This is a genomic window from Streptomyces sp. P13-3-3 (assembly GCF_050571355.1).
In the GTDB taxonomy this organism is placed as follows: Bacteria; Actinomycetota; Actinomycetes; order Streptomycetales; family Streptomycetaceae; genus Streptomyces; species Streptomyces althioticus.
Genome location: NZ_CP192228.1, coordinates 1,167,307 through 1,194,275, shown reverse-complemented (window position 1 = coordinate 1,194,275; position 26,969 = coordinate 1,167,307). Strand labels below are relative to the sequence as shown.

The window sequence follows — 26,969 nt, the reverse complement described above, 5'->3', positions numbered from 1 at the left end:
ACTCAGTACATGTACTCAGTACATACTGAGGACATGAGCACCCGTCACATCCTGCTGGGCCTGCTGGCCACGGGACCGAGCCACGGCTACGACCTGAAGCGGCGCCACGACGAACGCTTCCCGCAGGCCCGCCCGCTGGCCTACGGGCAGGTCTACACGACGCTCCAGCGTCTGGTCCGGGACGGTCTCGCCGAGGTCGAGGGCACCGACTCGGACGGCGGGCCGGAGCGCACCCTGTACCACGTCACGGAGGCGGGGGCGCGCGAACTGTCCCGCTGGGCGGCGGAGATCGCGCCGCCCGCGCCGTTCGTGACGAACGAGATCTTCGCGAAGGTCGTCGTGGCCATCCTGTCCGGCGGCGACCCTGCCGCGTACCTGCGGGCCCAGCGCGCCGCCCACATGCGGCGCATGCGCGAACTGACCGCCGTGACGTCGGACCCGGGCTCCGATCTGGCCACCGTGCTCTCGGCGGACTTCGCCCTCAACCACCTGGACGCCGACCTCCGCTGGATGACCACCACGGCGGCCCGGCTCACCACCCTGACCGCGGAGGTCGACGCAGCATGAAGAACACGGGCACGCCCGGGCCGCTCCTTTCGGCCCACGCCCTGGTGAAGACGCACGGCGCGACACCCGCCCTGCGCGGCGCGTCCCTGAGCCTGGGACCCGGCGAGATCCTCGCGGTCACCGGCGCGAGCGGCAGCGGCAAATCGACCCTGCTGCACTGCATGGCCGGCATCGTCCGCCCGGACGAGGGCTCGGTGACGTACGACGGGCGGCGGCTCGACCGGCTGCCGGAGAAGCGGCTGAGCGAGTTGCGCCGCACCGGCTTCGGCGTGGTCTTCCAGTTCGGGCAGCTCGTCCCGGAGCTCACGGCGCTGGACAACGTGGCGCTGCCGCTGTTGCTGGCGGGCACCTCCCGGCCGCGGGCCCACGAGCAGGCCCGTGACTGGCTGGAGCGGTTCGGGGCGCACGACCTGGCAGCCCTGCGGCCCGGACAGATGAGCGGCGGTCAGGCCCAGCGGACCGCGCTCGCGCGGGCGCTGATCACCGGTCCGAAGGTGGTGTTCGCCGACGAGCCGACCGGGGCGCTGGACTCGCTGGCGGCCGAGCAGGTGATGACGGCGCTGGCGCGCACGGCCCGCGAGGCGGGCACCGCGGTCCTGCTGGTCACGCACGACGCCCGGACCGCCGCGTACGCGGACCGGGAGGTGTCCCTGCTCGACGGCGTGGTCGTGGCGGAGGACCCCGCACTGGAGGTGGCCCCGTGACCGCGGACCTGCGACTGGCCTGGCACCTGGTGCGCGGCTCCGACCGGCACGAGTGGTGGCGGATCGCGCTGACCGGCGTCGGCGCGCTGCTCGCCGCGGCGCTCGCTCAGGGCGCGGCGGTACTGGCGTCGGTGCGCGGCCACCACGACTTCCCCGTCGCGCACGGGCTGCTGGACGCCCCCGGGGAGCGGTCGGGGGTGATCGCCGCGCTGCTGCTCCTGTTGATCCCCGTGCTCGGGTTCGTCGGGCAGAGCGCCCGGCTCGGCGCGGTCCACCGGGACCGGCGGCTGGCGGGGCTGCGGCTGGCGGGCGCCACGCCGTGGCAGGTGCGGCGGATCGCGGCGGCGGAGACCGGCCTGGCCTGTCTGGCCGGATCGGTGGCGGCCGGCCTGCTCGCCGCCGTGGTGGTGGCCCGCATGGACGGGCACACCTCGGCGTGGACCTGGGCGGGGGTCGCGGCCGTCGTGCTGGGGATGCCCGCGTTGGGCGCGCTGACCGCCGTGCTCGTCCTGCGCCGGGTGGTGGCCTCGCCGCTCGGCACGGTCCGGCGGGTGCGGGCGGCCCCGCGTCCCGAATCGGCGGCGTTCGGGCTGGTGGCGCTGTTCCTGGTCGTCCTGTTCCTGTCGTACGTGGGCGTGGACGCGGGGCGTGGCGGCTTCTCCGCCGCGCCGGCGCTCATCGTCTGCGTCCTCGCCCTGACCGGGGCGGGCGCGGTGTGGCTGGTGGGCGCGTCGGCCCGGTTCACCGGCCGGCTGCTGGCCGCCCGCACGGGGAGCCCGGCAGTCCTCATCGCGGCGGAACGCCTTCGCGACGACCCGTGGGCGGCGGCCCGCACGCACACGGTGGTGCTGCTGGTGACGGTGGTGGGCACGGCCTACACCGGAGTCCGGGGGACCCTGCTGGAGGTGCTGGGCTCCGGCAAGGACGTGGCGGAGGACCTGGACTTCTACACGACCGGGATCGACCTGACGGCAGCGGCCATCGGCGTCGGCCTCGTGATCACCTTGGCCGGACTGGCCGTCGGCACCGCCGAGTCCGTCGCCACCCGCCGCCGCACCCTCGCGGCACAGGCCGCGGCGGGCGTGCCGCGCGCGGTCCTCGGCCGGGCGCTGCTGCTGGAGACGGCTCTGCCACTGGCGCCGGGCATGCTGCTCGCGGGCGTCGGCGGAGGCGCGATCGGCCTCTGGTACGCCGCGCTCGCCGAGGGCGGCGGCTGGTCGACGTCCTGGACGCCCCTGCTGGTACCGGCCGCCGTCTACACGGCGTCCCTCCTGGCGGCGGCCACCGCCCTCCCCCTGCTCCACCGCACGCTCCGGCCGTCGGAGCTGCGGTACGCCTGACCGGCGACGATCACCCGGTCCGGGAGGCGCGGGGGGCTTTCCGGACCGGGGCGGGGCGTTGCGGCAGGGGGCGATGTACTGCCCCGGGGCCGCGACCGGGGCGGGGCGTAGCGCCCTCGGTGAGGCCCGACCGGGCCGCCGCCGGACCGTGCTGTTCTTCCGCCCGTCCCGCCCGAGGTGCGGGCACTCCGATGACGCCGACCGTCGTCGGCGGGGAATCCTGCCGCCGGAGGCCACCACGCCGGCGCCGAGCCTGATCGGCCGGCCGTCCGCCGGGAACGCGGGGCGCGCCGCACGGCGCGGGCTGCTACCAGCCGGGGCGGAAACCGGGGACGCCCCCGACGGCACCCCTCACCCGCGGGCGCGTCCTCAGGCCGAGATCCCGTCGATCCGTGCCAGCGCGTCGTCCGCGCCGTACGGCTGGAGGTACGGCAGCCAGCGCGGGTCGCGGTGGCCCGTGCCGATGATGCGCCAGGCCAGGCCGGTCGGCGGGGCGGGCTTGTGGCGCAGGCGCCAGCCCAGTTCGAAGAGGTGGCGGTCGGCCTTCACGTGGTTGCAGCGGCGGCAGGACGCCACCACGTTGTCCCAGACGTGCTTGCCCCCGCGGCTGCGCGGGACGACATGGTCGACGCTGGTGGCGACGCCACCGCAGTACATGCACCGGCCCCCGTCACGGGCGAACAGCGCCCTGCGGGTGAGTGGGACGGGCCCCCGGTAGGGAACCCGCACGAAACGCTTGAGCCGGACCACGCTGGGTGCGGGGACGGTGACGGTCGCGCTGTGCAGATAGGCGCCGGTCTCCTCGAGGCAGACTGCCTTGTTCTCGAGGACGAGCACGAGCGCGCGGCGGAGCGGTACGACGCCGAGCGGCTCGTACGACGCGTTGAGGACCAGGACATGCGGCACGGACGGCCTCCTTGTACGCCGGCGGCGCGTGGCTCGCGCCGGGACGATCCGTAGTCAGTTTCCCCTCATGCCTGGTGAACGCGCCACCATGTCCCGGTAACGGGCTGGGAGTGTTTTCGACCACACCCGGATACATCCCCAGGATCATGGCCTGTTCAAGCGCAGGTGAGCGCGGTCTCTTCTTCACACATCCCGCCGATCCGCTCACAATGCCCCGTTAGTGTGGTGGTTCTGTCCCCACCGGTGACCTGTTCGTGATCCGGCCGGTCTTGACGCCCGCACCGGGGACGGTCGTGCACCAGGAGGTACCCGCCGTGTCCTTGTCAGCCGCCCTGTCGGCAGCCGACCCCTCACCGACCCCCGCGGAGACGGAGACCCCACGGGTCCCCTCGCTGCAGGACGCCCAGGAGAGCGCCACGAGCGCGGCCGGCTGGGTCGAGGAGAATTGGTCGACGTGGCTCGCCATCGGGCTGCGGGTGCTGCTCATCGTGGTGATCGCGGCGGTGCTGCGCGTGCTCGTACGGCGGGCCATCACCAAGCTGGTCGACCGCATGTCCCGCTCCGGCCAGACGCTGGAGGGCGGCGGCCTCGGGGGCCTCCTGGTCAACGCCGAGCGGCGCCGCCAGCGCTCCATGGCGATCGGCTCGGTGCTGCGTTCCGTGGCGTCGTTCCTGATCATGGGCACGGCCGCGCTGATGGTGCTGGGCACCTTCCAGATCAACCTCGCGCCGCTGCTGGCGTCGGCCGGTGTGGCCGGTGTGGCGATCGGTTTCGGCGCCCGCAACCTGGTCACGGACTTCCTCTCCGGCGTCTTCATGATCCTGGAGGACCAGTACGGCGTCGGCGACACCGTCGACGCGGGCGTGGCCACCGGCGAGGTGATCGAGGTCGGCCTGCGCGTGACGAAGCTGCGCGGCGCCGACGGCGAGATCTGGTACGTGCGCAACGGTGAGGTCAAGCGGATAGGGAACCTCTCGCAGGGCTGGGCGACCGCCAACGTGGACGTCACGGTCCGCGCCGACGAGGACCTGGACCGGGTGAAGGCCGTGCTGAGCGACGTCGCCGAGCGGACCAGCAAGGAGGAGCCCTGGAACGAGCTCCTGTGGAGCCCGGTCGAGGTCCTCGGCCTGGACTCGGTGCTGCTGGACTCGATGGTGGTCCGGGTCTCCGCGAAGACCATGCCCGGCAAGTCGCTCACCGTGGAGCGGGAGCTGCGCTGGCGCATCAAGCGCGCCTTCGACGCCAACGACATCCGCATCGTCGGCGGCGCCACGGCCACGGAGGACGCCCCGGCCGCCGACCCGACGGCCGGGATGGCCGCGCCGTCCGCGTACGCCAGCTCCATCTCCCCGCAGTCGATGGCCGCGTCCCCGCTGCCGGGCCCGAACACCACGAAGTAGCCGACGGGCGTCAAGGGCCCCACCGCGGTGGGGCCCTTGACGCCCGCTCCACACCGGCCTACCGTCCTCCCGCAACAGGAAACCTTCCTAACAGTTTCTGGCGGAGGGCAGGTGGCGCACCGCATGACGGGAACAGCCGGCACGCCGGGCACCCCGCGCGTCCTGCGCGCCATGAACGACCGTGCCGCCCTGGACCTCCTGCTGGAGCACGGCCCGCTGTCGCGTACCCGGATCGGCGAGCTCACCGGCCTGTCCAAGCCGACCGCCTCCCAGCTCCTGGCCCGTCTGGAGGCGGCCGGGCTGGTCCTCGCCACCGGCACCACGGAGGGCCGCCCGGGCCCGGGCGCCCAGCTCTACGCCGTGAACCCGGCCGCCGCGTACGCCGCCGCGCTGGACGTGAACCCGCACCGGATCCGCGCGGCCGTCGCCGACGTCACCGGCCGCACCGTCGGCCGTCACGAACTGCCCACCCCGGCCCGCCGCCCCGCCGTGCCCGTCGTCCAGCAGGTCACCGACGCCCTGGACGGGGCGGTGAAGGCGGCGGGACTGACCCGCGGGGACCTCCACCGGACGGTGATAGCCACCCCGGGCGCGTTCGACCCGAACACCGGCCGCCTCCGCTACGCCTCCCATCTGCCGGGCTGGCACTCCCCCACGCTGCTGGACGAGCTGGCGGCCGCCCTGCCGACGCCGTGCGACTACGAGAACGACGTCAACCTGGTCGCCCTGGCCGAACAGCGGCTGGGCGCCGCCCGCGACCACGGCGACTTCGTCCTGCTGTGGAACCAGGAGGGCCTGGGCGCCGCCCTGGTCCTGGGCGGCCGGCTGCACCGCGGCTTCACCGGTGGCGCCGGCGAGGTCGGCTTCCTGCCGGTGCCCGGCACACCGCTGGTCCGCCAGGTCGCCGAGGCCAACAGCGGCGGCTTCCAGGAGCTGGCCGGCGCCCAGGCCGTGCCCCGCCTCGCCCGCGAGCTGGGCGTCGAGAACATCCCCGGCGGCCCGTACGCCGAGGTGGCGGCGACGCTGCTGGAGCGCGCCGCGGCCCGCCCCGACGAGGAACCGCACCGTGCGCTCCTCCACACCTATGCCACCCGTCTGGCGACCGGCCTGGCCTCCCTGGTCTCCGTCCTCGACCCCGCGCTCGTCGTGCTGAGCGGCACCGCCCTGACCGCGGGCGGCGAGCCGCTGCGCGACCTGGTCCGGGCCGAGCTGGCGGAACTGGCCGCCTCCCGCCCACGGCTCGTCCTCGCCGGCGTCCGTGAACACCCCGTGCTGCGCGGCGCGCTGGAGAGCGCCCTCGCGGCCACCCGCGACGAGGTCTTCGACACCTCGCGCCGCCCCTGACCACGCATCCAGCAGGCGTTCGCCGAGGGCGCCGCCCTCACCGGAGACAAGGGACACCGCATGAAACTCACCGTGGTCGGCGGAGGCTCGACCTACACCCCCGAACTCATCGACGGTTTCGCACGGCTGAGGGACGTCCTTCCCGTCACGGAGCTGGTCCTCACCGACCCGGCGACGGACCGCCTGGACCTGATCGGCCCGCTCTCCCGCCGCATCTTCGCCCGCCTGGGCCACCCGGGCCGCATCACCACGACCACCGACCTGGACGCGGCGGTCGAGGGCGCCGACGCGGTCCTCCTCCAACTGCGCGTGGGCGGCCAGGCGGCACGACTCCAGGACGAGACGTGGCCCCTCGAATGCGGCTGCGTGGGCCAGGAGACGACCGGCGCGGGCGGCCTGGCCAAGGCCCTGCGCACGGTCCCGGTCGTGCTGGACATCGCCGACCGGGTCCGCCGCGCCAACCCGGACGCGTGGATCATCGACTTCACCAACCCGGTGGGCATCGTGACCCGCGCCCTGCTCCGGGAGGGCCACAAGGCGCTGGGCCTGTGCAACGTGGCGATCGGCCTCCAGCGCAAGTTCGCGGCACTCCTGGACGTGGCCCCCTCCGAGGTCCACCTGGACCACGTGGGCCTCAACCACCTCACGTGGGAAACAGCGGTCCACGTGGCCGGTGAGAACGTCCTCCCGCGCCTCCTCTCTGACCACGGCGAGAAGATCGCCGCCGACCTCCGCCTCCCCCTCCCCCTCCTCACCACGCTGGGCGTGATCCCCTCCTACTACCTCCGCTACTTCTACGCGCACGACCAAGTGGTGCGGGACATGCGCACCAAGCCCTCCCGCGCGGCCGAAGTGGCCCGCATGGAGAAGGAGTTGCTCACCCTCTACGCGGACCCGGCCCTCGACGAGAAGCCGGCCCTCCTCGCCGAGCGGGGCGGCGCGTACTACTCGGAGGCGGCGGTGGACCTGGCGGCGGCGCTCCTCCGCGACGCGGGCTCGCGGCACCAGGTGGTCAACACCCTCAACAACGGCACGCTCCCCTTCCTGCCCGACGACGCGGTGATCGAAGTCCCGGCAGCGGTCACCACGAAGGGCGCGGCCCCCCTCCCCGTGGGACCCCTCGACCCCCTCCTCACGGGCCTGATGGCGAACGTGACGGCGTACGAGGACCTGGCCCTGGAGGCTGCCCTGCACGGCGGCCGGGACCGCGTCTTCCGCGCCCTGCTCGCCCACCCCCTGATCGGCCAGTACGCGCACGCCGACCGCCTGACCGACGACCTGATCGCGCACAACCGGGAGCACCTCACGTGGGCCTGACCGCAGCCGTCCTCGCCGTCGACGCGGGCAACAGCAAGACGGACGTGGCGGTGGTCGCTCCCGACGGCACGGTGCTGTCCACGGCCAGGGGAGGCGGCTTCCGCCCCCCGGCGGACGGCCTGGACAAGGCGATGGAAACCCTCACCGCAGCCGTCACAGAGGCCCTGCACACGGCAGGCAACCCCAAGGTCGCCCACATATCGGCCTGCCTGGCGAACGCGGACCTCCCGATCGAGGAGGAGGAACTCACCGAGGCCATCGCATCCCGCGACTGGTCCGCCACCACCACCGTCCGCAACGACACGTTCGCCATCCTCCGCGCGGGCGTCCCGGAACCCCGCGGCGTCGCCGTCGTCTGCGGAGCGGGCATCAACTGCGTCGGCATGCGCCCCGACGGCCGCACGGCCCGCTTCCCCGCCCTGGGCCGCTTCTCGGGCGACTGGGGCGGCGGCTGGGCCCTGGCCGAGGAGGCGTTGTACCACGCGGCCCGCGCGGCGGACGGCCGAGGCGAGCCAACGGCCCTCTCCACCACCCTCCCCGCCCACTACGGCGTCCCCGACATGCCCACCCTGATCGAGGCCCTGCACCTCAACCGCATCCCGCACCACCGCCGTCACGAGGCAACTCCGGTCCTCTTCGCCACCGCATCGCACGGCGACCCGACGGCCCGCGGCATCATCGACCACCAGGCCGCCGAGATAGTCACGATGGCGACGGTGGCCTTGACCCGCCTCGACCTCCTCACCGAAGCGACCCCGGTCCTCCTGGGAGGCAGCGTCCTGGCGGCGAACCACCCCCTCCTCACGGAGGGCATCCGCACCCGCCTCTCCGTCGCAGCCCCCAAAGCCGTACCGCACGTGGTGACGGCGCGCCCGGTCCTGGGGGCAGCGCTCCTCGGCCTGGACGACGTGGGAGCCCCCCGGGAGGCACACGACCGCCTGCGCGCGCAGTACACGTGAACGCGTCGGCCGCGTACGGCGGGAAGGGGACGGGGTGGGGGTGCCCGCCCGCAGCGGCCGGCGCGTCCGCGCCCTGAGCTGTCCGAGAAGCGCAGTCGCGCCGGACCGAGGACGGGCACCCCCACCGCGGCCCCGACCCCCCACCCACCGCAGGCGCGACAGCACCCCCACCGCACGGAACGATGCGCCGCAGGCCTCGAACCCCAGCCCCCTCCCACAGGCCCGACACAACCCCACCCCCCGGGCACAACGTCCCGGAACCGAACGGATTTCCCGGGCGTGTTCCTGGGCAGGGTGGGGTGCGGCGGCCGGAACTTCCGGCCATCACGCTGCATTTGGATCAAGATCGGGCCAAGGCCGGTGCGGATGTCGCGCCCGACGGCGATACTTGCCGCGGAGGATGACCATGGGGGAGGTCAGATGACACACACACCGAACGCGGGCGCACCACCGACGCTGCCCGCGATCCCGCCCCAGCCGTCGTCCCCCACGCCCCCCACGCCCCCCGGCACCAGCACCGCCGCCCCACCCCCCGCGCCCGCCTCTCCCCCCGCACCCCCCGCCCGCCGCCGCACGGCCTTCGCCGAGGGCGTCGACCAGCTCCGCCACGCCGCCACCACGGAACCCGGCCGCCTCCGCATCATCGGCGCGGTCCTGGCCGCCCTGGTCGTCGCGTTCGGCGCGGTCACGGCCTGGCAGATGACCGACCGGGCGGCGGCCGCCGACGCCGTCCTCACCAGCAGCCAGCCCCTCACCTCCGACGCCGCCGACATCTACCGCTCCCTCGCGGACGCGAACACCGCGGCGAGCAGCGGCTTCCTCGCGGGCGGCCAGGAGTCCGCGGCCACCCGCGACCGCTACGAACGCGACATCGCGACGGCCGCCTCGAAACTGGTGAACGCGGCGGCCAACGCGGCCCCGGGCTCCCCCTCCACGGCCACCATCACCAAGCTCAACCGCCTGCTCCCCGAGTACAAGGGCCTGGTCGAACGCGCCCGCACGTACAACCGCCAGGGCTATCCCGTGGGCGGCGCCTACCTGCGCTACGCGAACGAGAAGATGCAGCAGGAGATGCTCCCGGCCGCCCAGGACCTCTACACCATGGAGAACGAACGCCTCCGCGCGGACTACGCGGACGCGACCCCGTACCCCTGGCCGGCGATCGCCCTGGGCCTGGCCGCCCTCGCCGCCCTCGCCTGGGTGCAGCGCCGCACGTACCTCCGCACGAACCGCGTCCTCAACCACGGCCTCGTGGCGGCGACGGCGGCGTCCACGGTCGTGCTCCTCTGGCTCACCGCCGGCCACGCCCTGGCCCGCAGTCATCTCGACGACTCCTACGACCACGGCGTCCGGTCCCTCGCCGTCCTCCACGACGCCCGCATCGCCTCCCTCAAGGCCCGCGGCAACGAGAACCTGACCCTCGTCGCCCGCGGCGCGGAGACGGTGAAGGTCGGCGACACCACCCTCGACGCGTACGACCACGACTTCACCCGTGACATCGACACCCTCGCCGAGGGCCTGGCCCACGCCCGGCGCCTCGCGGACGACGACACGGGCGCGCGGCCGGTGACCGCGGCCATGGGCAACATGACGGAGTGGAAGAAGCGCCACGCGGCCGCCCGCGAGCAGGACGAGAACGGCAACTACCAGCAGGCGCTGGACATGGTGATCGGCGCGAAGGGCGCGACGGGCGAGTGCTTCGACGCCGTCGACAAGAACCTGGCGACGGCACTGAAGCACGAGGAGGCCGAGTTCGCGACGGCGGCCGGCGACGGCCGGGACGCGCTGACGGGCCTGCCGACGGGCGCGGCGGTCCTCGCCGTGCTGGGCGCGACCGGCGCGGTGCTGGGCATCGGACGCAGGCTCTCGGAGTACCGATGACGGGCCGGCGGACAGCACGGACGCGGCGGAGGACGGAGCCGAAGGGGGCGATGACGATGCGCGTACGACACCTGCGGGCCCGCCTGAAAGGCTGGGGCGGGGTGGGTGCGATGGCGGCGGCCTGCGCCCTCGCCGTCGTGTTCGCCCTCGCCGTGACCTGCACGGGCTCGGTCGCCTCCCAGGCGGGGACACAGCCGACGGGTCACCGCACGACGAAGGCCCTCACCGTCGACGCCGCCCGCGCGGCCGACGACTGCGAGGCCCCCGAGAAGCAGACCCTGCCCCCGTCCCGCGCCGACGGCCCGGCCATCACGGCGATCAAGAACCGCCCGGGCGAGAAGCGGAAGCTGGTCGTCGGCGTGGACCAGAACAGCTACCGCTGGGGCTACCGCGACCCGAACAGCGGCGAGTACGGCCGCCTCGAGGGCTTCGACATCGACCTGGTGCACCGCATCGCGGAGGACATCCTCGGCGACCCGGACGCGGTGCAGTTCAAGGCGATCCCGACCGACCAGCGCATACCGGCGATCCAGGACGGCCGGGTGGACCTGGTGGTCCGCACGATGACGATCAACTGCTCGCGCCTGAAGGACGTGGCGTTCTCCGCGCCGTACTTCCGGACGGGACAGCAGGTGCTGGCGCCGAAGTCCTCCCCGGTCGAGGGCTACGACGAGACCCTCGCGAACCGCAGGATATGCACGGCGAAGGGCTCGACGGCGTACGCGAAGCTGGAGGAGGACCGCGAGAGCGGCGACCTGCCGGCGTCGACGGACATCTCCACGACCGTGCCGAACCAGCTCGACTGCCTGGTGCGGCTCCAGCTCGGCGAGGTGGACGCGGTCGTCAACGACGGCGCGCTCGCGGCGAGTCAGGCCGCGCAGGATCCGACCGTGGAGCTCAAGGGCGAGGCGTTCACGACCGAGTACTACGGCGTGGCGATGAAGAAGGACGCGGACGACCTGGTGCGCCGGGTCAACCAGATCCTGGTGGACTTCCGGCAGGACACCGCGACCGGCTGGCAGGCGTCGTACACGAAGTGGCTGTCCGCCACGATGGACGACGACCCGTCCGCGTCGAGGCCCCCGGCCCCGGAGTACCTGCGCCGCAGCTGACCATCCGCGCCGGCCCGTGAGCGGTCCGGACCCGAACTCGACACCGACACCGACACCGACACCGACACCGACCCGACTCCGAACCGATTCCCCGAATTCCCCCGCAGCGAGAGGTGATCGATGGCCGACACGGATCCCGCCGGGCCGGTGATGGACCGGGACGAGGTGGACCGTGCGCTGGCGCGGCTCGGCCAGGAGCACGAGGCGATCGAGACCTCGCTCCTCGCCCTGCAGGACCACGCGGGCCGACGACTGCTGGAGGGCGCCCGCCTGACGGGCGTCACCGCCGAGCGGTGGACGTCCACGGAGGCGGCGATCACGCTGCTGTGGACGTACTTCGACGCGTACACGGACGTGTTGCGCACGGCCCGGGACATCCGCGCCCGGCGCCGCTGGTCCAGCCGCGAGGACCTGGTGGAGCTGACGGAGCTGCTGCGCGGCGAGCCCGTGACGGTGGCGGGGAGCGCCGCCGCGACGGCCGGCGCGCCGACGCCGCACGGCGGTCAGGCCGGTCCGGGCGTGCTCAGCGAGCGGTATTCCCTGTCCGCCCTCGTCGACCGCATGAACGAGCTGTACGCGTCCTCGCTGGACATGGTGGTCGCCGCGGACGCGGTCTGGTCGGCCCTGCCCGCCCGGATCGATCTACTGTCGGCGGAGCTGCACCGCACGAGCAGACTCGCGCACTCGGTGGGCGTGCGCCCGGGTGAGCACCCGGCGGGCGACGACCTGGAGCGGATCACCCGCACGCTGAAGAAACTGCGCGAGCAGGTGGTGTCGGACCCGCTGGCGTTCTGGAAGCCGGCCGAGGGCAGTTCCGCCCCGGGCGGCGGAAAGCCCGACACCACCGTCTACGACCGTGAGGCCCGCGCCCTGGAGGACGTGCGCCGCGAGATCGACGCGGTGCTGGCGGTCCGCCAGGACGCCGAGAAGCGCATCGTCCGCCTCCGCGACGTCCTCTCCCGCGCCGACCGCACCCTCGCCGAGGCGCGGACCGCGCGCGGCGAGGTGCTGGCGAAGATCGCGGCGACGGAGGTGCCGGTGGTGAGCGGCCCGCCGACGGCGCTCCAGGAGCAGCTGTCGACGGCCGCCGAGTACCGCCGGCACGCCCAGTGGCACCGGCTGTCCCCGCTGCTGGAGGCGCTGGAGCAGAAGGCGGAGGACGAACTGCTGCGCGCCCGCGAGTCGTTGACGGCCGTCACGGCGCCGCTCGCGGTGCGCGCGGAACTGCGCGGACGGCTGGACGCGTACAGGGCGAAGGTGTCCCGGCACGGTCTGGCCGAGGACCCGCTGCTGGTGGAGCGGTACGAGAAGGCGCGCCGCATGCTGTGGAGCGCGCCGTGCGACCTGCGCGCGGCGGAGCAGGCGGTGCTGCGCTACCAGCAGGCGGTGGCGGAGCTGCTGGGCGCCGCGCCCGGGGTGCCGGGGCAGGGGGCAGGACCGGACGGGCGGAGGGGGCCGGGCACATGAGCGAACCGGGAGCGCAGGGACCCGCGGCGCCCGCCGAGGAGCGGTCCGCCTGCGGGCGCCCCGAGTGCGACGGCACGTACGACGACGTCGGCGGGGGCGAGCTGTACTGCGACACGTGCGGGCTGGCACCCGTGGTGTCGCCGACGGGTCTGGTGGCCTCACCCCCGACCGGCATCACGGCGGGCGGGCGCGACTCGCAGGGGGCGCGCTCGGGGAGCGGGAGCGGGCGCGCGGTCAGCGGCCGCAGCTCGCGCACGTCCTCGCAGTCGTCGAAGTCCCGCCGGTCCGTCTCCGGGCGGCTGTCCCGTTCGCTGTCCGGCCGGACGGCGGCGGGCCGCTCGGTGTCGGTGCGCAGTTCCGGCTCGGGCGGGGGCAGTTCGGGCCGGGGCCGGCTGGGCGCGGGGCTGGTGCAGGTGCCGCCGATCCCGCGGCCCGATCCGCGGCGGATGGTGCTGGACGACCCGGAGGTGCCGGAGCGGAAGCGGTTCTGCTCGCGGTCGGACTGCGGGGCGCCGGTCGGCCGCGCCCGGAACGGCCGGCCGGGCCGTACGGAGGGCTTCTGCACCAAGTGCGGCCACCCGTACTCGTTCGTGCCGAAGCTGCGTCCCGGCGACGTGGTGCACGGCCAGTACGAGGTCGTCGGCTGTCTGGCGCACGGCGGGCTCGGCTGGATCTATCTGGCCGTGGACCGTGCCGTGGCCGACCGCTGGGTGGTGCTGAAGGGCCTGCTGGACACGGGCGACCAGGACGCGATGGCGGCGGCCATCTCCGAGCGCCGCTTCCTCGCGGAGATCGAGCACGCCAACATCGTCCGGATCTACAACTTCGTCGAGCACCTCGACCAGCGCACCGGCTCCCTCGACGGCTACATCGTCATGGAGTACGTCGGCGGCAAGTCGCTGAAGGAGATCGCCAACGCCCGCCGCACCCCGGAGGGCAGACGCGACCCGCTGCCGGTGGAACAGGCGTGCGCGTACGGCATCGAGGCGCTGGAGGCGCTCGGGCATCTGCACAGCCGCAACCTGCTGTACTGCGACTTCAAGGTCGACAACGCGATCCAGACCGAGGACCAGCTGAAGCTGATCGACATGGGCGCGGTACGGCGGACGGACGACGACGAGTCGGCCATCTACGGCACCGTCGGCTACCAGGCGCCGGAGGTCGCCGAGGTGGGCCCGTCGGTGGCGTCCGACCTGTACACGGTCGCCCGCACGCTGGCCGTTCTCACCTTCGACTTCCAGGGCTACACCAACGTCTACGCGGACTCCCTGCCGGACCCGGACACCATCGAGGTGTTCCGTCAGTACGAGTCCTTCTACCGGCTGCTCGTGCGGGCCACGGACCCGGACCCGGCGCGCCGGTTCGCCTCCGCGCAGGAGATGGCGGAGCAGTTGACGGGCGTGCTGCGGGAGGTCGTCTCGCTCCAGTCGGGGGAGGCGCGCCCGGCGCTGTCGACGCTGTTCGGCCCTGAACTGCGGGTCACGGACACGGAGTTGTTCCCGCCGCCGGACGGGGACGTGTCGCGGCTGGGCGCCCGCCGCGCCCGGCCCCGTAAGGGCCCGCCCGTCCCGGCGCCCGCGCTGCCGCCGTCCCCCGCCTCCCTGGTGCGGCCCGTGGACTGTCCCGCGGCCGCCCTCGCGTTGCCCGTGCCGCACGTCCAGCCCGCCGACCCCAACGCCGGTTTCCTCGCCGGTCTGCTGGCGTCCGCGCCCGGTGAGCTGATCCACGCGCTGTCCGCCGCGCCCGATCCGTCGGCCGAGACCCGGCTGCGCGTGGTGCGGGCCCGGTTGGAGACGGGCGAGTGGGCGACCGCCCTGGAGGCGCTGGGCGCGCTGGAGGCGGAGGACCCCGACGACTGGAGGGTGGTCTGGTACCGGGGCGTGGCCGCGCTGGTCACCGGCGACCACGAGGGCGCGGCGCTCGCCTTCGACGCGATCTACGACGCCTTCCCGGGCGAGATCGCGCCGAAGCTGGCGCTGGGGCTGTGCGCGGAGGTGCTGGGGCAGCTGGACAACGCGGCCGAGTACTACCGGCTGGTGTGGTCCACCGACCCGAGTTACGTGAGCGCCGCGTTCGGGCTGGCCCGGGTGCGGCTGGCGGCCGGCGACCGGCACGGCGCCGTGCGGACGCTGGAGTCGGTGCCGGAGTCCTCCATCCACTACACCGCCGCCCGGGTCGCGGCGGTCCGGGCGCGGCTGCGGGGGCGCACGGCCACCGCGGCCGACGCGCCGTTCCTGGACGACCTGACCGCCGCCGCGGGGCAGGTGAAGGCCCTGGAGTCGTACGGTCTGGATCCGGCGCGCCGCGAGCTGTTGGCGGCGGAGGTCCTCGGTTGCGGACTGGACTGGGTACTCTCCGGGGGCCAGGGTTCCGCTCCTCCCGCCGCCGGGGGGCGGACGCTGCTCGGCAGCGGCCTGGACGAGCGTGGCCTGCGCTTCGGCCTGGAGCGCTCGTACCGCACGCTGGCCCGGCTGGCGCGCAGCGGCGAGGAAAGGATCGACCTGGTGGAACGTGCCAATCGTTACCGCCCCCGGACGTGGGTGTAGTTGATGTCGCAGATGCCCCAGCAGGCCGCGCTGTCGAAATGCCCGAGCTGCGAGGAACCCCTCGAGTCGGGTGATCGTTTCTGCGGCGCATGCGGATACGACTTGTCGGCCGTGCCGGCCCGGCCGTCGGACGACCCGACGATCGCACTGAACGGCGCGGTGCCGCCCCAGTCGCCCTGGCCCGCCCCCACGCCGGGCGAGATCCCCCCGCGCCCGGCGACCCCGCCCGGCGCGCACGTCCCGGCCGCGGGCGGCCCCGCGGCGGACGCCCCGCCGCACGCCGCGTCCGCACACCCGGCGTCACCGGTCCAGGGTATTGCGGCAACCAACGCCCGCGCCGATGCGGCAGGTGACGCCGTGTCCGCCGACGCCCGCCGCCACCCGACGCCGGCCGCCCCGGCCGCCCCGTCCCCGGGCGCACCCGCGCAGCCCGGCGCGAGCCCTGCCGGCCCCGTCCCGCACGCCGGAACCCCGCGCGCCTCGGCGTCCGGCGCACCGGCGCCGGCCTCTTCCGCCCACCAGGCAGCACCCGGCCGGAACCCGGCGGGAGCCGACCCGCAGGCCGCGGTCCCGAGCTCGTACGGGACCGGCGTCCCGGCGGCGCCCGGCCCGCACCCCGCGGCGCCCGCCGCCCAGCCCGCGTCCGCGAGCGACACCGCGCCGAACGGCGCCCCGGCCGCGCCCGTTCAGGGACCTCCCGTCCAAGGACGGCCCCCCGCGTCCGGCACCGGGGTGAGGCTCGACCGGCGGGCGTCCGACGAGGGTGTCGCCGGTGGCGACGACTACACCCTTCAGGCGCCCGACCCCCGCGTCGCGCCCGAGCCGCACGCCGCCGTGTGTGTGGCGTGCCGGGCGGGCCGGGTCGACGACGACGGATACTGCGAGAACTGCGGCCACGCCCAGCCGCGCGAACGGGACCACATGGAACAGGAATGCGGCCCCGTCGCCGCGGTCAGCGACCGCGGCCTGCGGCACCACCGCAACGAGGACGCCTTCGCCGTCGGCACGACCACGCTGCCCGACGGCGCCCCCGTGTCCGTGGCGGTCGTCTGCGACGGCGTCTCCTCGGCCACCCGCCCCGACGAGGCGTCACTCGCCGCCTCACGCGCGGCGAACGCGTCCCTGCTCGACGCCCTGCCGCGCGGCACGCACCCGCAGCAGGCGATGCACGAGGCGATCCTCGCCGCCTCCGAGGCGGTCAACGCGCTGGCGGGCGAACAGCCCACGGAGGCACGCGAGCACGCCCCGCAGCAGAACGCGCCCGCGTGCACGATCGTCGGCGCGGTGGTGACCGCGGGTCTGCTGGTCGTGGGCTGGGTCGGCGACAGCCGGGTGTACTGGATCCCGGTGGACCGTTCCGCACCGGCGGCGCGGCTGACCGAGGACGACTCGTGGGCCGCGCAGATGGTCGCCGCCGGGCTGATGGGCGAGGCCGAGGCGTACGCCGACCACCGCGCGCACGCGATCACGGGCTGGCTGGGCGCGGACGCGTACGAACTGGAGCCGCACACCGCGGCGTTCAAGCCGGACCGCCCGGGTGTGGTCGTGGTCTGCACGGACGGCCTGTGGAACTACGCCGAGTCCGCGGACGACATGGCCGAGGCGGTGCCCGCCGACGCCGCCGCGCGCCCCCTGCACGCCGCCCGCGTGCTGGTCGGTCACGCCCTCGACGGCGGCGGCCACGACAACGTAACAGTGGCCCTGGTGCCGTTCCCGGCCGTCCCGCAGGGGGCAGGATCGGCCTGAGGCCGCGCACCGCGCGCCGTACGCGGCACACGCACGCACGCGTGTGCCGCACCCGCGTGCCGCGTACGGCCGGCCTCGCACGGGGAAGCTTCAACGGACCGGAGGGGACCGGTCCGTGAGGACGTCGTCGCCCCGCGCCGTCGGGGCACCGGAGGGGGAGCGAACCAGGCATGGCCATTTTCGCGAAATCGAACGTGCCGCAGTTCTCGGTGGACGTGTACCAGAACGAGTACCTGCCGGAGGGCGGCCGCGAGGTCAACGCGGTGGTGACGGTCACGGCGACCGGCGGCGGCACCATCGGCAGCGCGGTGGCGGCGCCGCACCTGTACGCGCCCGGCGAGGGCCCGTCGGCGGCGGTGGTGCTGATGGTCGACTGCTCGGGCTCGATGGACCACCCGCCCACGAAGATGCGCAACGCGCGGGACGCCACGGGCGCCGCGATCGACACCCTGCGCGACGGCGTGCACTTCGCGGTGGTCGCCGGCACCCACCTCGCGCGGGAGGTGTACCCGGGCGACGGCCGGCTCGCGGTGGCCGGACCGGACACCCGCGAGCAGGCCAAGCAGGCGCTGCGGAAGCTGAGCGCGGGCGGCGGCACGGCGATCGGGACGTGGCTGCGCCGCGCCGACCGGCTGCTGGCGTCGGCGGACGTGGCGATCCGGCACGGCATCCTGCTCACCGACGGCCGCAACGAGCACGAGTCGCCGGAGGACCTGAGGGCGGCGCTGGACGCCTGCGCCGGCCGGTTCACCTGTGACGCCCGTGGCGTGGGCACCGACTGGGAAGTGAAAGAAGTCACAGGCATCGCCTCGGCCCTGCTCGGCACCGCCGACATCGTCGCCGACCCGGCCGGCCTCGCCGCGGACTTCACGCGGATGATGGAGACGGCGATGGGCAAGGAGGTCGCGGACGTCTCGCTGCGTCTGTGGACCCCGGCCGGCGCCACCGTCACGTTCGTCAAGCAGGTCGCGCCGACGGTGGAGGAGCTGACCGGCCGGCGCACCGAGGCGGGCCCCCGCACGGGCGATTACCCGCTCGGTTCCTGGGGCGACGAGTCCCGTGACTACCACCTCTGCGTGGCGGTTCCGCCCGGCGCCGTGGGCCGGGAGATGCTCGCGGCGCGCGTCTCGCTGGTCATCCCGCAGCCCGGGGGCAGCGTGCAGAGCCTGGGCGCGCAGGGGCTGGTGCGGGCCGTGTGGACGGACGACCTGGCCGCGTCGACGTCGATCAACCCTCAAGTCGCCCACTACACGGGTCAGGCCGAACTGGCCGAAGTCATCCAGGAGGGGCTGGATCTACGCAAAGTGGGCGATATGGACGGAGCAACGGCCAAGCTGGGCCGTGCCGTTCAGCTCGCGAGCGCCTCCGGCAACGCCGATACTGCGAAACTGCTTGCGAAGGTGGTGGACGTCGTCGACGCCGCGACCGGTACTGTGCGACTGAAGACGAAGGTCGAGGAGGCCGACGAGATGACACTCGAAACACGGTCGACCAAGACTGTTCGTGTAAAGAAATGATCTGCAAGTAAGCGAGCCTGACCCCTCGGGGTTGGAGAAACCCGGTCGGAAACGACCGGAAAAGGAGAGGGGGAAGCGCCGACATGCCGACCTGCCCGAACGGACACCAGTCGGGTTCCGACGACTGGTGCGAGGTGTGCGGTCACCGCATGGCGGGTGCCGTGCCCCCACCCCCTCCTCCGCCGCCGGCGCCCGGTGGCGGCTACGGCTTCCCGCCGCCCGGCGGCCCCGGCGGTGCTCCGGGTGGCCCCGGCGGCCCGGGCGGCTACGGCGGCCCCGGCGCGCAGCCGGAGCTGTGCCCGCAGTGCCGCACGCCCCGTGAGGGCGGCGCGCCGTTCTGCGAGGAGTGCCGGTGGAACTTCCTCACCAACACGGCGACCTCCTACACCCCCGCCGCCCCGCGCCCGCCGGCCCCCGGTCCGGGGGGCCCCGGCGGCCAGGGCGGTCCCGGCGGCCCCTTCGGGCAGCAGCCGCCCCCTCCCTCGTACGGGGGCGGTGACGGGTTCGACTACCAGACCTCGCGCCCCTCGCAGGTGAACCGGCCCGCCGAGCCGATCCCGCCGGGCCCGCCCGGCTCCGGCGGCGACCCCTCGCGCCCGGTCCCGCCCCCGCCCGGCCCCGGCCGCGGCAACCCGGGCGGTCCCGGTGGGCACGGCGGCCCCGGCGGCCCTGGGGGCCCGAACGGCCCCGGCGCCCCGCAGGCGTTCCACTCCGGTCCCCCGGCCCCTCCCGGCTTCCCGCAGGAGACCGGCCGTCCGCCGCAGGGCGGCGGCCCGTCGTACGGCGGCGGTGACGACGACTGGGTGATCTCCCCGCCGACCGGCGGCCCCGGTGGCGGGCACGGCGGCCCGGGCGGCCCCGGTGGGCACGGCGGCCCGCACGGTCCCGGCGGTCCCGGCGGTCCGAACGGTCCCGGCGGGCACGGCGGTTACGGCTATCCGCAGCAGGGCGGCACCCAGGCGCCTCCCGGCCCGGGCGGCTTCCCGCAGCAGCCGCGGCAGCAGCAGGGCCCGGTCACCTGGACGGCGACCATCGGTCCCGACCGTGACTACTTCATGGCGATGATGCAGCGCTCGGGCCCCGAGGCCGCGGGTCTGAACCTGCCCGCGTACTCGCCCGAGCAGCAGCGCACGCTCACCGGCAACCAGATCACGATCGGCCGCCGCCGGCACTCCACCGGCGACACCCCCGACATCGATCTGTCCACCCCGCCGGAGGACCCGGGCGTCTCGCACCAGCACGCGGTGCTGGTGCAGCAGCCGGACGGCAGCTGGGCGGTCGTCGACCAGAACTCGACGAACGGCACGACGGTCAACGGCTCCGAGGAGCCCATCCAGCCGTTCGTCCCGGTCCCGCTGCAGGACGGCGACCGGGTCCACGTGGGCGCCTGGACGACGATCACCATCCGCCGGGGCTGAGCCCCGCGGCGGCCGGACGTACCTCCCCGCGAGGCCGTCCGGCCGGGCCCGGCCGCCCCCGCACGGGGGGCGGTCCTAGGCCTTGAGTCCTATGCCGCGGTGTCTGAGACCATGGACGGCGTGACAGAGATTCGGCGCGGCACGCTTCAGGAGCAGACCTTCTACGAGCAGGTCGGCGGGGAGGAGACCTTCCGCCGGCTCGTCCACCGTTTCTACCAGGGGGTGGCCGAGGACCCGCTGCTGCGGCCCATGTACCCGGAGGAGGACCTGGGCCCGGCGGAGGAGCGCCTCGCGCTGTTCCTCATGCAGTACTGGGGCGGTCCGACCACCTACAGCCAGAACCGCGGCCATCCGCGGCTGCGGATGCGGCACGTACCGTTCAAGGTCGACCGTGCGGCGCACGACGCGTGGCTGAAGCACATGCGCGACGCCGTGGACGAGCTGGGCCTGTCCGAGGAGCACGAGCAGACCCTGTGGAAGTACCTGACCTACGCGGCCGCCTCCATGATCAATTCCCCGGACTGAAAAACCCCTGACCAGCCGTGGTTACGCGGCCGTCACATACCGAACATGCGACTCCGCATTCCGGTCACGATCAGGTCAAAAGCTGTCTCGAACGGATGCCTCCCGCTCTGCCCCTCTGACACCATCCCGGACAGGTCTGGACAACACGGGGGGTCGCGGTGGATGCCGCTGGGGGATCGGCGAGATTCGTGCTCGCGCGCGCTCGGGCGCACCGTCCGCTGCTCGCCGCCGCGCTGCTCACCGTCCTGCTGACGACGGCCGTCCTGGCCACCCTGACCGCCTACTCCACGACCATCGGCGACGCGTCCCTGCGGCACGCGCTGGCGAACCCCCGCGACGCCGCCGGGACCACGCTGCTCGTCAAGGCCGAGTCGCTGCCCGAGGGCGGCAGGACCGCCGCCGACACCGCCGTGCGCCGCGGGGCCGAACAGGCCTACAACGGCCTGCCGGTGACACTGCGCACCCTGGCCCGGTCCGGCCCGTACGGCCTGCCGCCCTCCCTGCGCCCGGCCGACCGGCGCGCGGGAAGCGAGGAGCCGGACCTCACGCACTTCGCGGCGCTCGACCGGACGCAGGTGCGTCTCACCGAGGGCCGGATGCCCTCCGCGCGCCCCGCGGGGCCGGAGATCGAGGTCGCCCTCCCCGTCGTCGCCGCACGTGAGCTGGGCCTGCGGCCGGGCGCCCGGTTCACCCTGGACAACCGGTTGAAGGGCCCCGCGGCACGGGTGCTCGTCACCGGCCTCTACCGCCCCGCCGACACCTCCGCGCCCTACTGGCAGCTCGACGAGCTCGCCGGCCGCGGCATCGTCACCGTCCACTTCACCACCTACGGCCCGCTGCTCACCGACCCCGCCGTGCTCACCGGGGGCCGGGTGAGCACGGGGCCTGTGGGCTGGCTGGCGTCGGCCGACTTCTCCGGGATGACCACCGGCCGGATCGACGCGCTGCGCACCGCCATGAAGGAAGGCGTGGCCACGCTGCCCTCCGCGCCCGCCCTGCACGGTTCGGCGACCGTCGCCGGAGACCTGCCCGCCACCCTCGACCGCGTCGAGCGGGCCCTGTTCGTCTCCCGCTCCACGCTGCTGGTCGTCGTCCTCCAGCTCGCCCTGCTCGCCGGGTGCGCCCTGCTGCTGGTGGCCCGGCTGCTGACCGCGGACCGCGCGGCGGAGACCCGGCTGCTGCGGGCCCGCGGCGCCTCCCGCCCCCGGGTGGCACGGCTCGCCGCCCTGGAGGCGCTGCTGCTGGCCGTGCCCGCGGCACTGTGCGCGCCGCTGCTGGCGGGCCCGCTCACCCGGCTGCTCGCCGGACGGGGCGCGCTGGCCCGCATCGGGCTCCACCTGGACGCCTCCGTCACGTCGGTCGCCTCGCAGGGCACGGTGTGGCTGGTGTCGGTGGGCGTGGCGCTGGGCTGCGCGCTGGCCGTCACCCTCCCCGCGCTCGCCACCCCGTACGCCCCCGGACGCGCCAAGCCACTGCCGGGAGCGGTGCGCGCGGGCGGGGACCTGGGGCTGCTGGCGGTGGCCGGGGTGGCGTACTGGCAGCTGAGCCGCCGCCCGGCCGGGGCCGTCGGCGAGGACCTCGGCGTCGATCCGCTGCTGGTGGCCGCGCCGGCGCTGGCGCTGCTCGCCGGCACGGTGCTGACGCTGCGGCTGCTGCCCCTGCCGGCCCGGCTCGCCGAACTGCGGGCCTCCCGCAGCCGGGGGCTGTCGGGGGCGCTCGCCGGGTGGCAGCTCGCCCGCCGCCCGATGCGCGGGGCCGGCCCGGTGCTGCTGCTGGTGCTCGCCGTGGCGCTGGGCATGCTCGCGGTCGGCCAGGGCTCCTCGTGGGAGCGCTCGCAGGACGACCAGGCGGACTTCCGGGCCGGCGCGCAGCTGCGTGTGCTGTCCAACGGCACCGAGGGCCCGGGACGCGGCGCCGCCTACGCGGCCGTCCCCGGCGTCCGCTCGGCCTCCCCCGCGTCCCGTACGACCGTGTCGCTGTCCGCCGGACGGCAGGCCACGGTGCTGGCGCTGGACACCGAGGGCGCTGCGGGCACCCTGCTGATGCGCCCCGACCTGGCGGACGTGCCGGTGCGCACGGCGCTGTCCGGGCTCGCGCCGAAGGGCGCCACGGCGGGCGTGCGCATACCGGCGGGCACAGCGCGGCTGGCGCTGAGCGCGTCCCTGCGCGGCACGGACGCCGCCACCGTGACCGCCACCGTGGAGGACGCCCACGGCACCCCGTATTCGCTCACGTTCGGCGAGCTGCTCCAGGACGGACGGCCGCACGACCTCGTGGTCGACCTGGATGCCGTCGCCGGGGGCCCCGCGGGACCGCTGACCCTGACCGGGTTCCGCCTGGATCTGCCGCAGCCGGTGGGGCCGCCCGAGCGGTGCCGGCTCGCCCTCACCGCGCTGACCGCCACGGACACCGCGGGCCGCGACCGCGCGCTGCCGCTGTCGGCCCGCTGGCGGCCGTCGCTCGTCGGTGACGGCCCGGACACCGCCGACGGCGCCGCGGCCGCCCGGCCGCGGATGGCCGCCGGCGCCCCCGCCACCGTCGACTTCACCGCGACCCCCCTCCCGCCCGACATGGCCTGGCTGCCCACGGCGGCCCTCACGCTCGACCTGCGCGTCCCGCAGCCGCCGGTGCCCGTGGTCGAGGGCGTGGCCACCGACCGGTACCTGGAGTCGACCGGCGCCCGGATCGGGCAGCGGCTGAGCGTGCAGCTCGGCGGCGGCAGCGTCCCGGTGCGGATCGCCCGCGCGGTGCGGGCGCTGCCCACCACCCCGTCGGACGGGGCGGACGACGACGGCGGCGCCCTGCTGCTCGACCTGGCCTCCGTCAACCGCGCGCTCCAGGCCGCCAAGGGCGGGGCCGTGCTGCCGAACGAGTGGTGGCTCGCCACCGAACCGGACGCGTCCTCACAGGTCGCGGCGGCGGCACTGCGGCAGCGGCCCGACATCGACCCGTCCAGGGTGGTGGTGCGCGACGAGATCGCGGAGCGGCTGCGCGACGACCCGTTCGGCGCCGGCCCCGGCAACGCCTTCGCGGCGGCTGCCTTCGCCGCGGCGGCCCTGACGGCGGTCGGGTTCGCGGTGAGCGCGGCCGGCTCGCTGCGGGAGCGGTCCGCCGAGTTCGGGGTGCTCCGCGCCCTCGGCGCCTCCCGGCGCCGGCTGGCCCGGGTGGTGCTCGTCGAGCACGCGGTGCTGGTGGGGACGGCGCTCGCGGTGGGTGTGCTGCTCGGGGCGGTGCTGGCCCGCGCGGTGATCCCGCTGGTCATGCTGACCGCCGAGGCCACCCGCCCGCTGCCCGGGGTGCTGGTCGTGCTGCCGCCGCTGCGGGTGACGGCGCTGCTGGCCGCCGTGGCGGCCGTCCCGCTCGTGATCACGGCCGTCCTGGCCCTGCGCAGGGTCGACGCGGTGTCCTCGCTGCGCGACCGGGGAGGTGAGTGAGGTGACCGAACGGCCCTCGGGACGGCCGCGGACGGCCGCCTCACGGGTGACCGTGCCCTGGGTGCGCACCCGGCTGCGGACCGCGCCGGGCGCCGCGGCGGCGCTCGCGCTGCTGGTCGCGGTGACCGCGTTCCTCGCCGCCGCGCTGCCGCCCGCGCTGGACCGGTACGACGAGGAGGGCATGCGCCGCGCGCTGGAGGCCGCGGGGCCCACCCGTACCAGCGTCCAGATCCAGGTCTCGGACGCCGACATGTATCTCAGCGACGGGCCCTGGGAGGACCTGTTTCGCCGGGAGCAGGTGGAGGGCCCGTTCGCGAAGCTGCTCGCGCTGCCGGGACGCGCGCTGCCGCTGGACGAGGACCAGTCGTCGGCCGGGGTGCGCACCACCCGGGCCATGAAAGCCCCGGACCCGTACCTGTCCCAGCCGGACGGCGTCGCCCCGGTGTTCCACCTCGTCGCCCAGGGCGGCGTCGCCGAGCACTCCCGGCTCACGCAGGGCCGGCTGCCGAAGGCCCCGGAGGACCCCGGTCCCGGCGCCGGCTCCCTGGAAGCCGACTCCCTGGAAGCCGCCGTCACCACCGAGACGGCGAAGAAGCTGAACATCCGGGTGGGGTCGGTCGTCCACTTCCCCCGGGCGGAGGGCGATCCGCTCGCCGTGCGCGTCACCGGCCTCGTCGCTCCCCGTGAACCGGACGGGGCCTACTGGTCGGCGCTGCCCGAGCTGGGCCGGCCGCACCGCATGATCACCCAGGGCCCCGTGCCCAGCCAGTACTGGGCCGGCGCCCTGCTGCTGGCGCCCGACGCGGGCCCGGCGCTGCTGGCGACGCCCGGAGCGCCCGCGCGGTACTGGACGCTGGCCCCGGACCTCTCGGCCCTCCACGGCCGCGACCTGGAAGCTCTGACGTCGGCCGTCGCCTCCTTGGAGGGCGGTCCGCTGCTGGAGCGGATCACCGCGACCGTCTCGCCGAACCTGGACGTGTCCACCGACCTCGACGACGTGCTCGGCGGCTACAAGGGGCTGTGGTCGGCCATCGGTCCCCTCGTCGCGGTCGCCGCCTTCGGCACCGGCACGGTCGCGGCCGTGGTCCTGTGCATGGCGGGCGGACTCGCCGCCGCGCGACGTCGCGCCGAACTCACCCTGCTGCGCGCCCGCGGCGCCTCGCTCCGCGGTCTGGCGGGCCGGCTGCTCGCGGAGACCGTCGTGGTCGCCGTGCCCGCCGCCGCTCTCGGTCTGCTGGCCGCCCGGCTCGCCGTCGGCACCGGCCGGCCCGCTCAGTCCGCGGTCGCGGCGGGCGCCGTCGCCCTGGTCGCCGCCCTCGCGCTGCCGCTGCGCGCCGTGGCCGCCCACCGCGCGGTGGGGGTGCACACCGGCCGCGAGGACGTGGTCCGGGCCCGCCCGTCGAAGCGGCGCCTGGTCGCCGAGGTGACGCTGCTGGCCGTGGCGGCGGGCGCGGTCCTGACGCTGCGGACGCGCGGCACGTCCGCCGACGGCGACCCCACCGGCGACGAACTGGTGTCGTTGGCCCCCGTGCTGGTGGCGGTGATCGCCGCCCTGGTGCTGGTGCGCCTGTACCCGCTGCCGCTGCGCGGTCTGGCCCGCCCGGCGCGGCGGATGCGGGGGGTCGTCGGCCCGCTGTCGCTGGCGCGCGCGGGACGCGCGGGCGGTTCCACCGTGCTGCCGCTGCTCGCGCTGCTGACCGCGCTGACCACCGCCGCGTTCGGCGGCTCCGTCCTGACCGGGGTGACCGACGCCCGGGAGCGCGCCGCCGTGTTCGCCGTCGGCGCCGACGCCCGCGTCTTCGACCTCACCGAGGCGGCGAAGGGTGTCGAGGAACGGGTACGGCGCGCCCCGGGCGTCGACGACGTCACCCCCGTGAAGGTCTCCTACAGCGCGCTCGCCGGGAACCAGCGGGTGTCGCTGGCCGGGGTCGAACCGGACGCGTACGCGGCGCTGAGCAGCCGCCTGGACGACGGCGCCTTCGACGCGGACACGCTGAAGGCGGACGGTGAGGACACGGTGCCCGCGCTGGGCTCCCCCGCCCTGGCGGAGCGGTTCGGCGACGACCCGTTCCCGGTGATCCTGGAAGACGGCGACTCGTTCACCGCGCGGGTGGTGGCGGTCCGCACCTGGACGCCGGCGCTCGGCGCGGACGACTTCCTCGTCGTGGACGGCTCCGCCCTGCGCGCCGGCCTCGAACCGCCCACCGGCCTGCTGGTCATCGGCGACCCCCCGGACGCGGCGGCGCTGCGGAAGGCCGCCGGCGACGACGCGCAGGTCCAGCTCCGGTCGGACGTGGTCGCCGCCACCGTCGAGTCGCCCCTGCAGACCGGCGCCGAGCGCGTCTACGCGGCCGCGGTGGCGGCGGGAGCGGCCTACGCCGCGCTCGCCCTGCTGCTGACCCTGCTGCGCGCCGCACCGGAACGGGCCGCCCTGCTGGCCCGGCTGCGCACCATGGGCCTCACCCGCGCCCAGGGCAGGCGGCTGCTGATCCTGGAGTCGCTGCCGCAGGCGGTGCTCGCCGCGGTGGGCGGCGCCCTCACCGCGTGGGCGGCGATCCGGCTGCTGGCGCCGGGCATCGACCTGACGACCGTCGCCGTCTCCACCGGCGCCCCCGCCGCGGGCCGCGCCCTGCTGCGCGCCGACCAGCTGGCCCTGCTGGTGCCGGCGCTGGCGGTGGTCGCCCTGACCGTCGGCGTCGCGGCGGCCCAGGCCTGGTGGTCGGGGCGCAGGGGCGCGGTCCGCGAACTCCGGGCGGGTGACGCGCGATGACGTCCCCGCCCGACTC

General features: G+C 75.2%; 18 protein-coding genes. 17 read left to right on the top strand and 1 reads right to left on the bottom strand.

The window, feature by feature from the left end; all coding sequences use genetic code 11:
* Positions 1–33: 33 nt before the first annotated feature.
* From ACQZOG_RS05460 to ACQZOG_RS05450, 3 genes are read left to right on the top strand one after another with little or no spacing between them, the layout of a single operon-like run.
* Positions 34–567, top strand: coding sequence for a PadR family transcriptional regulator (locus tag ACQZOG_RS05460; protein ID WP_033276831.1), 534 nt, complete (start codon positions 34–36; stop codon positions 565–567).
* Complete coding sequence (locus tag ACQZOG_RS05455) at positions 564–1,271, top strand: ABC transporter ATP-binding protein (protein WP_037639546.1); 708 nt, start codon at positions 564–566, stop codon at positions 1,269–1,271. The genes ACQZOG_RS05460 and ACQZOG_RS05455 overlap by 4 nt, the downstream gene beginning before the upstream one ends.
* Positions 1,268–2,611: an FtsX-like permease family protein gene (locus ACQZOG_RS05450; protein WP_430741333.1), complete on the top strand. Its 1,344-nt coding sequence runs from the start codon at positions 1,268–1,270 to the stop codon at positions 2,609–2,611. Before ACQZOG_RS05455 ends, ACQZOG_RS05450 begins: the two co-directional genes overlap by 4 nt.
* 369 nt (positions 2,612–2,980) lie before the next feature.
* Here ACQZOG_RS05450 and ACQZOG_RS05445 read toward each other — a convergent pair whose 3' ends face one another.
* Positions 2,981–3,517, bottom strand: a complete 537-nt coding sequence (locus ACQZOG_RS05445) for an HNH endonuclease (RefSeq protein ID WP_033276828.1) — start codon at positions 3,515–3,517, stop codon at positions 2,981–2,983.
* Positions 3,518–3,831: 314 nt separating this feature from the next.
* Between ACQZOG_RS05445 and ACQZOG_RS05440 the strand changes: the two genes are divergently transcribed.
* The 14 genes from ACQZOG_RS05440 to ACQZOG_RS05375 all read left to right on the top strand — a co-directional run bounded on the left by ACQZOG_RS05440 (position 3,832) and on the right by ACQZOG_RS05375 (position 26,953).
* Positions 3,832–4,917 (top strand): mechanosensitive ion channel domain-containing protein, encoded by a 1,086-nt coding sequence (locus ACQZOG_RS05440; protein ID WP_163086798.1) that lies wholly within the window; start codon positions 3,832–3,834, stop codon positions 4,915–4,917.
* 123 nt (positions 4,918–5,040) lie between these two features.
* Positions 5,041–6,261, top strand: coding sequence for an ROK family transcriptional regulator (locus tag ACQZOG_RS05435; protein WP_037643837.1), 1,221 nt, complete (start codon positions 5,041–5,043; stop codon positions 6,259–6,261).
* A 60-nt stretch (positions 6,262–6,321) separates the two neighbouring features.
* Positions 6,322–7,578 carry a 6-phospho-beta-glucosidase gene (locus ACQZOG_RS05430; protein WP_058916149.1) on the top strand — a complete coding sequence of 419 codons (1,257 nt, stop codon included), beginning with the start codon at positions 6,322–6,324 and terminating at the stop codon, positions 7,576–7,578.
* Positions 7,569–8,537 carry an N-acetylglucosamine kinase gene (locus tag ACQZOG_RS05425; protein WP_430741332.1) on the top strand — a complete coding sequence of 323 codons (969 nt, stop codon included), beginning with the start codon at positions 7,569–7,571 and terminating at the stop codon, positions 8,535–8,537. Before ACQZOG_RS05430 ends, ACQZOG_RS05425 begins: the two co-directional genes overlap by 10 nt.
* A gap of 420 nt (positions 8,538–8,957) precedes the next feature.
* Complete coding sequence (locus ACQZOG_RS05420) at positions 8,958–10,418, top strand: hypothetical protein (RefSeq protein ID WP_430741331.1); 1,461 nt, start codon at positions 8,958–8,960, stop codon at positions 10,416–10,418.
* Positions 10,419–10,474: 56 nt separating this feature from the next.
* Positions 10,475–11,530 carry a glutamate ABC transporter substrate-binding protein gene (locus ACQZOG_RS05415; protein WP_051724497.1) on the top strand — a complete coding sequence of 352 codons (1,056 nt, stop codon included), beginning with the start codon at positions 10,475–10,477 and terminating at the stop codon, positions 11,528–11,530.
* Positions 11,531–11,650: 120 nt separating this feature from the next.
* Positions 11,651–12,997, top strand: a complete 1,347-nt coding sequence (locus ACQZOG_RS05410; RefSeq protein ID WP_193455246.1) for a hypothetical protein — start codon at positions 11,651–11,653, stop codon at positions 12,995–12,997.
* Positions 12,994–15,543 (top strand): tetratricopeptide repeat protein, encoded by a 2,550-nt coding sequence (locus ACQZOG_RS05405; RefSeq protein ID WP_430741330.1) that lies wholly within the window; start codon positions 12,994–12,996, stop codon positions 15,541–15,543. Before ACQZOG_RS05410 ends, ACQZOG_RS05405 begins: the two co-directional genes overlap by 4 nt.
* 357 nt (positions 15,544–15,900) lie before the next feature.
* Positions 15,901–17,289: a PP2C family protein-serine/threonine phosphatase gene (locus ACQZOG_RS05400; protein ID WP_430741329.1), complete on the top strand. Its 1,389-nt coding sequence runs from the start codon at positions 15,901–15,903 to the stop codon at positions 17,287–17,289.
* A gap of 170 nt (positions 17,290–17,459) precedes the next feature.
* Entirely contained in the window at positions 17,460–18,806 is a 1,347-nt protein-coding gene (locus ACQZOG_RS05395; RefSeq protein ID WP_037639563.1) for a vWA domain-containing protein, read from the top strand.
* Positions 18,807–18,889: 83 nt separating this feature from the next.
* Positions 18,890–20,224 carry an FHA domain-containing protein gene (locus ACQZOG_RS05390; protein ID WP_359495474.1) on the top strand — a complete coding sequence of 445 codons (1,335 nt, stop codon included), beginning with the start codon at positions 18,890–18,892 and terminating at the stop codon, positions 20,222–20,224.
* A gap of 111 nt (positions 20,225–20,335) precedes the next feature.
* Positions 20,336–20,749: a globin gene (locus ACQZOG_RS05385; RefSeq protein WP_033274617.1), complete on the top strand. Its 414-nt coding sequence runs from the start codon at positions 20,336–20,338 to the stop codon at positions 20,747–20,749.
* Positions 20,750–20,937: 188 nt separating this feature from the next.
* Complete coding sequence (locus tag ACQZOG_RS05380) at positions 20,938–24,183, top strand: ABC transporter permease (protein WP_079031455.1); 3,246 nt, start codon at positions 20,938–20,940, stop codon at positions 24,181–24,183.
* 1 nt (position 24,184) lies between these two features.
* A complete protein-coding gene (locus ACQZOG_RS05375; RefSeq protein ID WP_203550833.1) occupies positions 24,185–26,953 on the top strand; it encodes an ABC transporter permease in 2,769 nt (922 codons plus the stop codon).
* Positions 26,954–26,969 lie beyond the last annotated feature (16 nt).